This is a genomic window from Streptosporangium sp. DT93 (assembly GCF_049844535.1).
In the GTDB taxonomy this organism is placed as follows: Bacteria; Actinomycetota; Actinomycetes; order Streptosporangiales; family Streptosporangiaceae; genus Streptosporangium.
Genome location: NZ_JBNCLF010000009.1, coordinates 275,344 through 287,548, shown reverse-complemented (window position 1 = coordinate 287,548; position 12,205 = coordinate 275,344). Strand labels below are relative to the sequence as shown.

Here is a 12,205-nt window from a genome sequence, read left to right as displayed (position 1 = left end):
GCTCCATTTTGCGGGCGTGCGGCAGGGAGGTGTGCAGTGGCCGACCTGGTCATCGCACAGGAGAGCATCGCTGAAGAGCAGCTTGGCTGGCAGGAGCGCGCCTTGTGCGCGCAGACCGACCCGGAGGCGTTCTTCCCGGAGAAGGGAGGCTCCACCCGCGAGGCCAAGAAGGTTTGCCGCTCGTGCGAGGTGCGTGCCGAATGTCTTGAGTACGCGCTGGAACATGACGAGCGGTTCGGAATCTGGGGTGGACTGTCCGAGCGGGAACGCCGCCGGATCAAGCGCGAGGCGGTCTGAGCCGCCCGGACACCGGCCGGCCGAGAGGCCCGGAGCCGCGAGATCCGGACGACCCGCACATCCAAGCACCGATGAACATCTGACGACATCTGACGACATCCAGACGACAACCGACCTACACCGGGTGAGCGCCGTGCGGACACGGCGCGGACACCGTACGGGACCCGGACGGGTCCGGGCGATACGACAGAGAACATGCGACGCCCCGCGGGGGGGAGTTCACGCGTGTGTCCGCGAGGCCACGTGACCGCCGGTCACGTGGCCCTTTTTCGTGCGCGTCATTCGATGCAAGACATATGCCGACATAGGTGCCGTATCGTGGTCGCGCCGATCGTCACCCCCTCCTGAACACGGGACGTATGTCCATCAACGACCCCCAGCACCCCCCACGCCCCCCGCAAACGGTCACCGCGATCGTCGTCTCCCACGACGGCTCCCGCTGGCTGGGGGAGACCCTGGAAGCCCTGCTCCGGCAGACCCGTCCGGTGGACCGGGTCGTCGGGGTGGACAACGGCAGCAGGGACGGCAGCGCCGCGCTGCTGACCGGCTCCCTCGGCTCCCGGGCCGTCCTGACCCTTCCCCGGTCGACCGGCTTCGGCGAGGCCGTCGCCGAGGTGCTCGGCCGGCTCGGCCCCGCGGGCGGCCGGGAGTGGATCTGGCTGCTGCACGACGACTGCGCCCCGGACGAGGACACCCTGCGGACGCTGCTGGAGGCCGCTGAGTCCGATCCCAAGGTGGCGGTGCTCGGCCCGAAGCTCCGTGACTGGGTGGACCGGCGGCTCCTGCTGGAGGTCGGCTTCACCGTCGACCGGACCGGCCGCAGGGACACCGGCCTGGAGGCCCGCGAGTTCGACCAGGGACAGTACGACGGGACCAGGGACGTCCTCGCGGTGTCCACCGCGGGCATGCTGATCCGCAGGGACGTCTGGGACGAGGTCGGCGGGCTCGACCCCGCCCTGCCGCTCTTCCGCGACGACCTCGACCTGTGCTGGCGGGTCAGGGCCGCGGGGTACCGCGTGCAGAACGTCACCCGGGCGGTCGCCTGGCACGCCGAGGCGGCCACCCGGCGGCGTCGGCGCATCACCGCCAGCGGCGACCACCCGCGCCGCCTGGACCGCCGCAACGCCCTGTTCGTCGTCATGGCCAACCTCCCCTCCCGGGCGCTGCCGTGGGCGCTGGTGCGAAACCTGCTCGGGTGCCTGGCCCGCACCGTGCTGTTCCTGGTGGCCAAGCAGCCGGCGAACGCGCTGGACGAGTTCCTCGCGTTCGGCTCGGTGTTCGGCCATCCGGTACGGATCATCAGGGCCAGGCGGGCGCGGGCCACCGGGCGCAGGCCGGGCCAGGTGGCGGCCGGCCGGCTGCTCACCCCGTCGGGCGCCGGTTACCGCAGGCTCGCGGACCGGGTCCGCAGCTACCTGGCCGGATCGGGGTTCGTGGAGTCCGCCGGCCGCCACCACGCCGTGGCCGCCGAGCGCCCGCAGGAGGACGGCGAGGAGCTGCTCGCCGACACCGGGCTGATGCAGCGCGTCTTCGGCAATCCGGGTGTCCTGCTCTTCCTGGCGCTCACCCTGGTCACGCTCTTCGCCGAGCGGGCCCTGAACGGCGGTACCCGGCTGGGGGGCGGCGCGCTGGTCCCGGTCATCGGCGGCGCCTCGGACCTGTGGGACCTCTACCGCGAGGGCTACCACCGGACCGGCCTGGGCAGCGACGCCTGGGCCCCGCCGTACGTGGCGGTGCTGGCCGCGCTCTCCACGGTGCTGTTCGGCAAGACCTGGCTCGCGGTCTCGGTGCTGCTGCTGGGCTGCGTGCCGCTCGCCGGCGTCTCGGCGTACGCGGCCACCCGGTGGATGATCCCGGGCCGCTGGACCCGGGTCTGGCTGGCCTCCTCCTACGCCCTGCTGCCGGTGGCCACCGGCGCCGTCGCCGCGGGACGGCTGGGCACCGCGGTGGTGTTCGCGCTGCTGCCCGTCTACGCGGCGCTCGCCACCGTCGTGATCACCGGGGAACGGCGCCGGGCCCGCCGCGCCGCCTGGGCCCTGGGGCTCCTGCTCGCGGTCGGCACGGCCTTCGCCCCGCTGGTCCACCCGCTCACCGCGGTGCTCGGCCTGCTGGCGGCGCTGGCCTTCCCGCGCCGGGGCGTCGCCGTCTCGATGCTCATCGCGTTCGCCGTGCCGCTGGTCCTGCTGCTGCCCTGGCTGGTCCAGGTGGTCGCCTCCCCGGGACGGCTGCTGCTGGAGGCCGGTCTGCACCAGCCCTCCCTGGTCGATCCCGCGCTGCCGGCCGAGTCGCTGCTGCTGCTCAGCCCGGGGGGTCCGGGCATGCCGCCGCTCTGGGTGACCGGCGGCCTCATCACGGCCTGCCTGCTGGCGTTGCTGATGCGGCGCAACCGGGTGGTCGTCGCGGTCGGCTGGGGTGTCGCGCTCTTCGGCCTGCTGATGGCGATCCTGGTCAGCAGGACCCCGGTCACCTCGATCAACGGCGACGTGGAGGCCCCGGCCTGGCCGGGGGTGCCGCTGGCCTTCGCCGCCACCGGCATGCTCGTGGTGGCGGCGCTCACCGCCGGCCGGATCACCGAGTTCCGGGCCGCGGGAGGGCTGCGCAGGCTCGCCGCGCTCGGGGTCGTCGTGGTGGCGTTCTCCACGCCGCTGCTCGCCGCGGGCATGTGGATCGCCCGGGGGGCCGGCGACCCGATCCACGGCACCGTACGCGACGTCCTGCCCGCCCTGGCCGCGGTGAACTCCACGGGCGGCGAGCGGACCCTGCTGATGCGCGCCTCGCGGGGAGGACTGCTCTTCACCGTGCTGAGCGGGCGCACGCCGATGATCGGCGAGGCCGACATCCCCGCCCCCGAGGGCCCCAGGGAGCGGGTCCGCCTCGCCGCCGCCGGGCTGGTGTCCGGCAGGGGCGGTGACGACGCCCGGGTGCTGGCCGCGCACGGCGTCCGGTTCGTCGTGGTGACCGCGCCCGTCGACGCGTGGGTCAGCGCCGCCCTCGACTCCCAGCCCTCGCTGGCCAGGATGAGCCTGTCCCGCTCGGTGGGGGTGTGGCGGCTGACCCAGGCCGTGGCCGTCCCGCCCGACCCGCCGGGCGACCCCTGGCACGGCCGCTGGCTGCTGGTCCAGACCGGGCTGGTGATCCTCGTCATGGTGCTGGCGTCGCCCGGCCGGGGCGAGGCCGACGAGCGGGCGCTCCCGCAGGAGGCGCCCCAGACCCGGAGAGACCGGAGAGAGCGGGCCGCCCGGTGAGATCCCTGATCGAGAACAGGTTCGGACTGCTGGCGCTGGTGCTGGTGGCCCTGCTCGCCCTGTACGGGACGGCCGCGGCCTCCCGGCCACAGGTGGCCCCCGCCGCCGTGCCCCGGCCCGAGAGGGTGCCCGTGGCCTCGGTGACGGCCGTCTGCCCGGCCCCCGGCGAGGCCGCGATCGGCGTGCTGACACCGCCGGGCAGCCGGGAGCCGGGCACGGCGTCGCTCGTCACCGGCGACAGGACCCTGGCCGCCGTGGACACCCCGGGGCGGCTCTGGCGCGAGGAGGCGCCCGCCTCGTCGCCGCCCCTCGTCGTCACGGCCTCCGGGAGCATGGCCTCGGGCCTGGAGGTGTCGCAGAGCCGCAGGGAGACCTCGGGAGGGCAGCGGGGACTGGCCGGGGTGCGCTGCACCGAGCCCGCGGCGAGCACCTGGCTGATCGGGCCGGGACCGTCCGCGGCCGACGTCACGCTCCACCTGTCCAACCCCGACCCGGCCCCGGCCGTCGCCGAGATCCTGGTCTACTCCGGCGAGGGGCCGGTGATCACCGACAGCGGGAACGTGTTCACCCTCAGGCCGGGCGAGAACCGCACGATCGAGCTAAAGGACCTGGCGCCGTCGGCGCTGGTCATGGCGATCGAGGTCCGTACCGCCTCGGGACGGGTGACCGCGGCGGCGCGCGCGCTGATGAACGGCGGGCGCGGCGTCGACTGGCTGCCGGTCTCGGCCGCCCCCGCCACCCGCGTCGTGGTGCCCGCCGTCCCCGGCGGCGAGGGGAAACGGCAGCTGCTCGTCGCCTCCGCCGAGGAGACCGACACGCTGGTCGAGATCAAGGCGCTCACCCCCGAGGGGACGTACGCGCTCAAGGACCGCGAGCTGGTGGAGGTGCCCGCCGGTTCCGTCGCCACCGTGGACCTGGCCGCCGGGATCGGCGGGCGGCCCGCCGCGGTGCTGCTCACCTCGGACACCCCGGTCGTCGCCGGGCTCGTCGCCACCGGCCCCGGCGCGAGGCCGGACGTGGCCTTCACCGCCGGGGCGGCCTCCATCGACCTGGGCAGCGTCGTCGCCGAGAACCGCGTGGACGGCGCGACGAGCTCGCGGCTGCTGCTGACCGCGCCGGAGGGGGCGGGGACGGTGAGCGTGCAGGTGGTGTCGGGCACCGACGAGGCGCACGAGCCGTTCCAGGTGGACATCCCCCCGGCGCGCACCGCGCAGGTCAAGCTGCCCAAGATCAAGGGGACCTTCGCGGTGGTCGTACGGCCGCAGCCCGGTTCCGGGCCGGTCTACGGCGGGCGCGTCCTGGAGGAGCGCCTCAAGGGGGGAGCGGCGCTGACCGTGCAGCCGCTGGCCGTGGCCCGGATCTGGGCGATGGTCCCGCCGATCGCCGAGTCCGCCGCGACCGTCCTGCCCTGACACGGGCCCCGCGTCACGACGATCGCGTCGCGGGGCGCCCCGCACGGTGATCGCCTCGCGCGGTGATCCGCGCGGTCGTCGCGTCACGGGGTGATCGCGCGGGCCCGGCCGCCCGCGCGGGAGGGCGAAAGGTCAGTCGTGGTCGTCGAAGCCGGGGTCGATCGACTCGGGGGAGAGCCCCAGCAGGCCCGCGACCTGCTCCACCACCGCCTCGTGCACCATCGCGCCGAGGTGGTCGCGGTCGCGCGACCGGCTCTCCAGGGGGCGGCGATAGATGATCACGACGGCCGGACGGCTCCCCGCGGCGGGCTCGGCCCGTCCGAACGGGATCGGCTCCCCGTTCAGCAGGCCGGGACCGTCGCCCAGCTCGCTGATCGGCGGGACCTCCTCGACCGCGAACTCCACGGCCGCCAGCTGCTTGCCCCACCGGGGCTTGAGCCGGTCGACGGCGTCCAGGACCAGGTCGTCGAACCGCTCACTGCGGGCCTTGGCGATCGGCACGTGCGAGGGCGCCAGCGGGCCGCGCAGGCCGCGGCCGTGCCTGTCGCGCCTGCGGGGAGAACGGGGTCTGCCGGGTACCGGGCTCACGGTGCCAGCTTAGACGCGAGGCGGGCGGTGGCGGGGGAGAGGGACGGCCGAGGGGGCGTGCGGACAGGGGGTGAAGCCGTACAGGCGGGTGGAAGCCGGGACACGTGTCCGAATTGTGGCGACACGCTCGTTAAGAGCGCTCAGATAGTGGCGCCCCGGACGCTTACCGGATACGGTCCCACCGTGAGCCCCGTCCGCCGCTGTTCCCGCACCGCGTGCAGTCAGCCTGCCGTTTTCACGCTCACGTACGTCTACGCCGACTCGACCGCCGTTCTCGGGCCCTTGGCGACGTACGCCGAGCCGCACTGCTACGACCTGTGTGCCGAGCACGCCGAGCGGCTCACCGCCCCCCGTGGCTGGGAGGTGGTCCGCCTGCCGACCGACGGCACCCCGCCCAGCACCGACGACCTGGAGGCCCTGGCGAACGCGGTCCGCGAGGCCGCCAGGCCCGCGCCTGGCAGCGGCACCGAGCCGGTCGGCCAGGGGGTCGAGGTCGGCCGCAGGGGGCACCTGAGGGTGCTCCGCTCGGCTCAGCCCCAGCGTGACCGCTGACCCTACTAGGCTGGGGGTCGCCGGACACGACGCAAGGGGTGGAGCTGGAGTGGGCGACCTCGCCAAGATCTTCAAGGCGTACGACGTTCGCGGCGTCGTGCCGGACGAGTTCGACGAGGCGGCCGCCGAGGCCGTGGGCGCGGCGTTCGCCGAGGTGACGGGCGCCAGGACCGCCGTGGTGGCCCACGACATGCGCGCCTCCTCCGTCCCGCTGGCGGCGGCCTTCGTCCGGGGTGTCGTCTCCCGGGGCGCGGACGTGATCAACGCGGGCCTGGGCTCCACCGACATGCTCTACTACGCGAGCGGCAGCCTCGGCCTGCCCGGCGTGATGTTCACCGCCAGCCACAACCCGGCCCGCTACAACGGCATGAAGATGTGCAGGGCGGGCGCCGTGCCGATCGGCGGCGCCACCGGGCTCGTCGAGATCCGCGACCGGGCCGCCGAGATCCTCGCCTCCGGCTCCCTGGACGGCCCGGGGGGCGGGACGGTCTCCGAGCGCGACCTGCTGACCGGCTACGCGGAGTACCTGCGCTCCCTGGTCGACCTGTCGGGCATCCGCCCGCTGAAGGTCGTGGTGGACGCGGGCAACGGCATGGGCGGCCACACGGTCCCCACCGTCCTCGACGGGCTGCCGGTCGAACTGACCGCGCTGTACTTCGAGCTCGACGGCACCTTCCCCAACCACGAGGCCAACCCCATCGAGCCGGAGAACCTGCGCGACCTGCAGAAGGCCGTGCTGGACGTGGGCGCCGACCTCGGGCTGGCCTTCGACGGCGACGCCGACCGCTGCTGGGTCGTGGACGAGCGCGGGGAGTCGGTCTCCCCCTCCACGATCACCGCGCTCGTCGCGGTCCGCGAGCTGGGCAGGCACCCGGGGGCCGCGATCATCCACAACCTGATCACCTCCCGGGGGGTCCCGGAGATCGTCGCCGAGCACGGCGGCCGGCCGATCCGCACCCGGGTGGGCCACTCGTTCATCAAGGCCGAGATGGCCGCGACCGGCGCGGTCTTCGGCGGCGAGCACTCGGCCCACTACTACTTCCGGGACTTCTGGTTCGCCGACTCCGGCATGCTGGCCGCGCTGCACGTGCTGGCCGCGCTGGGCGAGCAGGACCGGCCCCTGTCGGAGATCCTGGCCGCCTACGCCCGCTACGCGGCCTCCGGAGAGATCAACAGCACGGTCGCCGACCAGGCGGCGGCGACCGCGCGGGTCCGTGAGGCGTTCGCCTCCCGCGACGGCGTCACCTTCGACGAGCTGGACGGCCTGACCGTCTCCGGCCCCGGATGGTGGTTCAACCTCCGTCCGTCCAACACCGAGCCGCTGCTCCGGCTGAACGCCGAAGCGGCCGACGAGATCCAGATGGCAGCGATCAGGGACGAGGTCCTTGCCCTCGTGAGGAGCTGAACACGTGAAGATCGACGACTGGCTGCTGGAGATCCTGGCCTGCCCGAACTGCAAGTCCCCGCTGAGGGCCGAGCCCGCCGTGGACGAGCTGTCGTGCACCTCGGCCTCCTGCGGCCTGGTCTACCCGGTCCGGGACGACATCCCGGTCCTGCTGGTCGACGAGGCCCGGAAGTCGTGAACTGGGAGCCGGACCGGCTCGACGACCAGACGTGGCTGGCCGAGGGCGACCCCTCGGGCATGCTGCGAGCCGTGGCCGGCTCGGCCGCGCAGATCCGCACCTCCCGCAGGGCCGCCCTGGAGGCGGACCTGTCCTCGATCACGGGCCAGGGCCGCCCCCGGGCGATCGTGGTCGCGGGCATGGGCGGCTCGGGCACCGCGGGGGACATCCTCGGCGTGGTGTGCGGCCCCGGTGCCCCGCTGCCGATCGTGACCGTCAGGTCCCACCGGCTCCCGGGCTGGATCGGCGCGACCGACCTGGTGATCGCCGTCTCCCGCTCCGGCAGGACAGAGGAGACGCTCGCGGCGGCCGGTGAGGCCGTCCGCCGGGGCTGCCGCCTGCTGGCCGTCGGCGGGGCGGACTCTCCGCTCCAGTCGATCGCCCGGCAGGCGGGGGCGCCGTTCGTGCCCGTCGCCGAGGGCACGCGGCCGCGCGCCGCGCTGTGGGCGCTGGCGGTCCCCCTGGTGGTCGTCGCGGCGCGGTTCGGCCTGGTCGAGGCCGACGAGGAGGTCTTCGAGAGGACCGCCGGACGGCTGGAGGACCTGGCCAACCGCTGCCGCCCGGCGAGCGAGTCCTTCATCAACCCGGGCAAGTCGCTGGCCATGGACGTCGCCGAGACCGTGCCGATGATCTGGGGCTGCTCGCCGGTGGCGACCGTCGCGGCCCACCGGTGGGCCTCCCGGTTCGGCGCGACCGGCAGGTACCCGGCGATCTGGGGGGAGCTGTCGGAGGCCGGCCACGACCAGGTCGCCGCCCTGGACGGCCCGCTGGCCCAGCGTGACATCTTCGCCGACGAGAGCGGCAGGTCGCTCCGGCTGTTCCTGCTGCGCGACGTGGAGGAGGATCCCTCGCTCATGCGGCGCGGGGAGGCGTCGGTCCGGCTGGCCGAGGGACGCGGTGTCGGAGTCACTCAGATCGCCGCCGAGGGGCCGCATCCGCTGGAGCGGCTGGCCACGCTGATCGCGCTCGGGGATTTCGCGAGTACATACCTCGCACTCGGGTACGGGCTGGACCCGACCCCCGTGTCGGTCATCAACGAACTCAGGGCGAGAATCTCCCCGTAGGATTCCTGTCTCGTCCATCGACCATACGAGTTGAGCGGAGGCTGCCGTGAGCGCGGGCGGCGGTACTAAGGCAATCATCGCGGCATTGGCCGCCAACCTGGCGATCGCCGTGGCCAAATTCGTGGCGTTCCTGTTCACGGGCTCGTCATCGATGATCGCCGAATCGGTCCACTCGGTGGCCGACTCGGGCAACCAGGCGCTGCTGCTGCTCGGCGGCAAGCGCGCGCAGCGCGCACGAACCCCCCAGCACCCCTTCGGGTACGGCCGGGAGCGCTACTTCTACGCGTTCGTCGTGGCGGTGGTGCTGTTCACCATCGGCGCGGTCTTCTCCCTCTACGAGGGGATTCACAAGCTTCAGCACCCCGAGGCGCTCACCTCCCCGCAGTGGGCCTTCGGCGTGCTGATCTTCGCGATCGTCGCCGAGTCGTTCTCGTTCAGGACGGCGATCATCGAGTCCAACCACGTCCGGGGCGACCAGTCCTGGGTGCAGTTCATCCGCCGCTCCAAGGCGCCCGAGCTGCCGGTCATCGTGCTGGAGGACCTCGGCGCGCTGCTGGGCCTGATCTTCGCGCTCTTCGGCGTGACGATGGCCGTGGTGACCGGCAACCCGGTCTGGGACGGCGTCGGCACCATCATGATCGGTGTGCTGCTCGCGGTCATCGCGGTCATCCTGGCGCTGGAGACCAAGTCGCTGCTGATCGGTGAGGCCGCGGGCCCGGAGGTCGAGGTCGCCATCATGCAGGCGCTGGAGAGCGCCCCCGAGGTGACCCGGGTCATCCACATGCGCACGCTGCACCTGGGCCCGGAGGAGGTCCTGGTCGCGGCCAAGATCGCGGTCGATCACGACGACACGGCCTCGGACGTGGCCCGGGGCATCGACGAGGCCGAGAAGCGCATCCGCGCCGCCGTCCCGACGGCCCGGGTCATCTACCTGGAGCCCGACCTGGACAGGTCCGGGGCCGCCTCCTCGTCCGGCACCACGCCCGCCTCCTCGTCCGGCGTCACGCCCGGCACCACGCCCGGCACCACGCCGGACACCGCCCCTGTGCCCGGCGCCACGCCGGACACGGCCTCCTCCTCCCCCTCCTCGCCAGGCGCGGTCTGACCCCGCTCTCCCGCGACGCTCAGGACGGGTCCCGGTGCGGGGCCCGTCCTTTCGTGTGCGGCCCCGTCCCGCCACCTTCGGACCCGCCTGTCACGGCGGCCCTGCCCGCCACCCCGGCCCGCCCCGTCTCAGGTCACCCCTGAGGGTCACCCCTGAGGGCCACCCCGTCACGGGCGGCCCCGCGGGTGGCTCGGCTGTCCTCCAGGACGGCTCGCAGGCCCGCCCTGGAGCAGGCGCAGGGCCTTCTCCTTCTCGAAGTCCAGGGCCCTGCGCGGAGCCTGCAGACGGCCGATCCGCAGCCCCAGGTCCCGTACGGCCTGGGCGACCGCGGGCTCGCTCAGCACGCGCAGCGCGAACGCCAGCTCGGCGGGGGAGACGTCGAAGCGCCTCTCCAGGTCCAGGCTCTGGGCCACGGCCGCGAGCTCCTCGGGGCCGAAACGGCGGTGCGCGCCCTGGTTCCTGATCGGGGGCAGCAGGCCGAGCGCCTCGCGGTAGCGGAGCATCCGGGGGGACATCCCGAGCCTTCTGGCGGCCTCGGTGATCCGCATCGGCGACCCCTTTCGAAGGAACCTTACATTCTTGTGTCAGGTTAACCCCTCAAAGGGTGCGCGAGGTCGTTCCGTCCGCCTAAACTCGCAAGCGTCGGACTTTCCGATGGAGCGGTGAGCCGGGGCCCGCACGCGAGGCCGGTCGCGGGACGAGAGCGACGCGGCGCGGGCGTGAGGCACACGCCGCCCATCAATCAGAGGGGTAACCACACATGGACTTCAAGGTCGCCGACCTTTCCCTTGCGGCCTTCGGCCGCAAGGAGATCCAGCTGGCGGAGCACGAGATGCCCGGCCTGATGGCCGTCCGCGAGGAGTACGCCGCGGCCAGGCCGCTGGCCGGGGCGAAGATCATGGGCTCCCTGCACATGACCATCCAGACCGCCGTGCTCATCGAGACCCTGGTCGCGCTCGGCGCCGAGGTCCGCTGGGTGAGCTGCAACATCTTCTCCACCCAGGACCACGCCGCCGCCGCCGTGGTGGTCGGCCCCGAGGGCACCGCGGAGAACCCCCGCGGCGTCCCGGTCTTCGCCTGGAAGGGCGAGACCCTGGAGGAGTACTGGTGGTGCACCGAGCAGGCCCTCGCCTGGCCCGGCGGCGGCGGCCCCAACATGATCCTCGACGACGGCGGCGACGCCACCCTGCTCGTCCACAAGGGCGCCGAGTACGAGAAGGCCGGCGCCGTGCCCAGCGCCTCCGAGAGCGACCCCGAGGAGTGGGGCGTCATCCTGGAGCTGCTGCGCCGCACGGTCACCCCCGAGGGTCACTGGACCAAGGTCGCCGCCGAGATCAAGGGCGTCACCGAGGAGACCACGACCGGCGTGCACCGCCTGTACGAGATGTTCAAGAGTGGCACGCTGCTCTTCCCGGCGATCAACGTCAACGACTCGGTCACCAAGTCCAAGTTCGACAACAAGTACGGCTGCCGCCACTCGGTGATCGACGGCCTCAACCGCGCCACCGACGTGCTGATCGGCGGCAAGGTGGCGCTCGTCGCCGGCTACGGCGACGTCGGCAAGGGTTGCGCCGACGCCCTCAGGGGCCAGGGCGCCCGCGTCATCGTCACCGAGGTCGACCCGATCTGCGCGCTCCAGGCGGCCATGGACGGCTTCCAGGTCACCACGCTGGACGAGGTCGTCGGCAGCGTCGACATCTTCGTCACCACGACCGGCAACTTCGACATCATCACGGCCGACCACATGAGCCGGATGAAGCACAACGCCATCGTGTCCAACATCGGTCACTTCGACAACGAGATCGACATGACCGGCCTGGCCAAGATCGCGGGCATCGAGAAGACCGAGGTCAAGCCGCAGGTCCACACCTGGCGCTTCCCCGACGGCAAGCAGATCATCGTGCTCGCCGAGGGCCGCCTGATGAACCTGGGCTGCGCCACCGGTCACCCGTCGTTCGTGATGTCGAACTCCTTCACCAACCAGGTGATCGCGCAGATCGAGCTGTTCACCAAGACCGACGAGTACCCCATCGGCGTCTACGTGCTGCCCAAGCACCTGGACGAGAAGGTCGCCCGCCTGCACCTCGACGCGCTGGGCGTGAAGCTCACCCAGCTCACCAAGGCCCAGGCCGAGTACATCGGCGTGGACGTCGACGGCCCCTACAAGGCCGACCACTACCGTTACTGATACCGACAGGTACGTCTGGGTACGTTCCGCCGGGCCCCCCCGCCGTCGCGGGGGGCCGGCCGGGTGGGCGGGGGCGAGACGGGGGCACCGCCCGGGTGGGCGCGGGGGGGCGGAGGAGAGGGGGGGCGGCGC

11 protein-coding genes are annotated in these 12,205 nt (G+C 73.1%); 9 read left to right on the top strand and 2 right to left on the bottom strand.

Annotated features, from left to right (window positions below):
- Positions 1–36: 36 nt before the first annotated feature.
- The 3 genes from ACLQ2R_RS21400 to ACLQ2R_RS21390 all read left to right on the top strand — a co-directional run bounded on the left by ACLQ2R_RS21400 (position 37) and on the right by ACLQ2R_RS21390 (position 4,954).
- Positions 37–297: a WhiB family transcriptional regulator gene (locus ACLQ2R_RS21400; protein ID WP_037969494.1), complete on the top strand. Its 261-nt coding sequence runs from the start codon at positions 37–39 to the stop codon at positions 295–297.
- A gap of 359 nt (positions 298–656) precedes the next feature.
- A complete protein-coding gene (locus tag ACLQ2R_RS21395) occupies positions 657–3,542 on the top strand; it encodes a glycosyltransferase (RefSeq protein ID WP_425961935.1) in 2,886 nt (961 codons plus the stop codon).
- On the top strand, positions 3,539–4,954 hold the full coding sequence (locus ACLQ2R_RS21390) for a DUF5719 family protein (RefSeq protein ID WP_425961933.1): 1,416 nt from the start codon (positions 3,539–3,541) through the stop codon (positions 4,952–4,954). Before ACLQ2R_RS21395 ends, ACLQ2R_RS21390 begins: the two co-directional genes overlap by 4 nt.
- Positions 4,955–5,086: 132 nt before the next feature.
- On the opposite strand, the gene ACLQ2R_RS21385 is transcribed toward ACLQ2R_RS21390, so the two are convergent.
- Positions 5,087–5,542, bottom strand: a complete 456-nt coding sequence (locus ACLQ2R_RS21385; RefSeq protein ID WP_386236018.1) for a metallopeptidase family protein — start codon at positions 5,540–5,542, stop codon at positions 5,087–5,089.
- Between the two features lie 183 nt (positions 5,543–5,725).
- Between ACLQ2R_RS21385 and ACLQ2R_RS21380 the strand changes: the two genes are divergently transcribed.
- The 5 genes from ACLQ2R_RS21380 to ACLQ2R_RS21360 are packed head-to-tail and all read left to right on the top strand — an operon-like array spanning position 5,726 to position 9,885.
- Positions 5,726–6,094 carry a DUF3499 domain-containing protein gene (locus tag ACLQ2R_RS21380; protein WP_386236016.1) on the top strand — a complete coding sequence of 123 codons (369 nt, stop codon included), beginning with the start codon at positions 5,726–5,728 and terminating at the stop codon, positions 6,092–6,094.
- A gap of 49 nt (positions 6,095–6,143) precedes the next feature.
- Positions 6,144–7,499 carry a phosphomannomutase/phosphoglucomutase gene (locus ACLQ2R_RS21375; protein ID WP_425961930.1) on the top strand — a complete coding sequence of 452 codons (1,356 nt, stop codon included), beginning with the start codon at positions 6,144–6,146 and terminating at the stop codon, positions 7,497–7,499.
- Between the two features lie 4 nt (positions 7,500–7,503).
- Complete coding sequence (locus tag ACLQ2R_RS21370; RefSeq protein ID WP_344889341.1) at positions 7,504–7,677, top strand: Trm112 family protein; 174 nt, start codon at positions 7,504–7,506, stop codon at positions 7,675–7,677.
- Complete coding sequence (locus ACLQ2R_RS21365) at positions 7,674–8,780, top strand: SIS domain-containing protein (RefSeq protein WP_425961928.1); 1,107 nt, start codon at positions 7,674–7,676, stop codon at positions 8,778–8,780. The genes ACLQ2R_RS21370 and ACLQ2R_RS21365 overlap by 4 nt, the downstream gene beginning before the upstream one ends.
- A gap of 46 nt (positions 8,781–8,826) precedes the next feature.
- A complete protein-coding gene (locus ACLQ2R_RS21360) occupies positions 8,827–9,885 on the top strand; it encodes a cation diffusion facilitator family transporter (protein ID WP_425961926.1) in 1,059 nt (352 codons plus the stop codon).
- Positions 9,886–10,052: 167 nt separating this feature from the next.
- Here ACLQ2R_RS21360 and ACLQ2R_RS21355 read toward each other — a convergent pair whose 3' ends face one another.
- Entirely contained in the window at positions 10,053–10,433 is a 381-nt protein-coding gene (locus ACLQ2R_RS21355; RefSeq protein WP_425961925.1) for a MerR family transcriptional regulator, read from the bottom strand.
- Between the two features lie 212 nt (positions 10,434–10,645).
- On the opposite strand from ACLQ2R_RS21355, the gene ahcY reads away from it, so the two are divergent.
- Entirely contained in the window at positions 10,646–12,073 is a 1,428-nt protein-coding gene (gene ahcY / locus ACLQ2R_RS21350) for an adenosylhomocysteinase (protein WP_425961924.1), read from the top strand.
- Positions 12,074–12,205: the final 132 nt, after the last annotated feature.

Excerpts from the sequence above, each read along its gene's own strand:
- ACLQ2R_RS21395 (WP_425961935.1), top strand. The coding sequence starts at position 657 with ATGTCCATCAACGACCCCCAGCACCCCCCACGCCCCCCGCAAACGGTC.
- ACLQ2R_RS21355 (WP_425961925.1), bottom strand. The coding sequence starts at position 10,433 with ATGCGGATCACCGAGGCCGCCAGAAGGCTCGGGATGTCCCCCCGGATG.
- ahcY (WP_425961924.1), top strand. The coding sequence starts at position 10,646 with ATGGACTTCAAGGTCGCCGACCTTTCCCTTGCGGCCTTCGGCCGCAAG.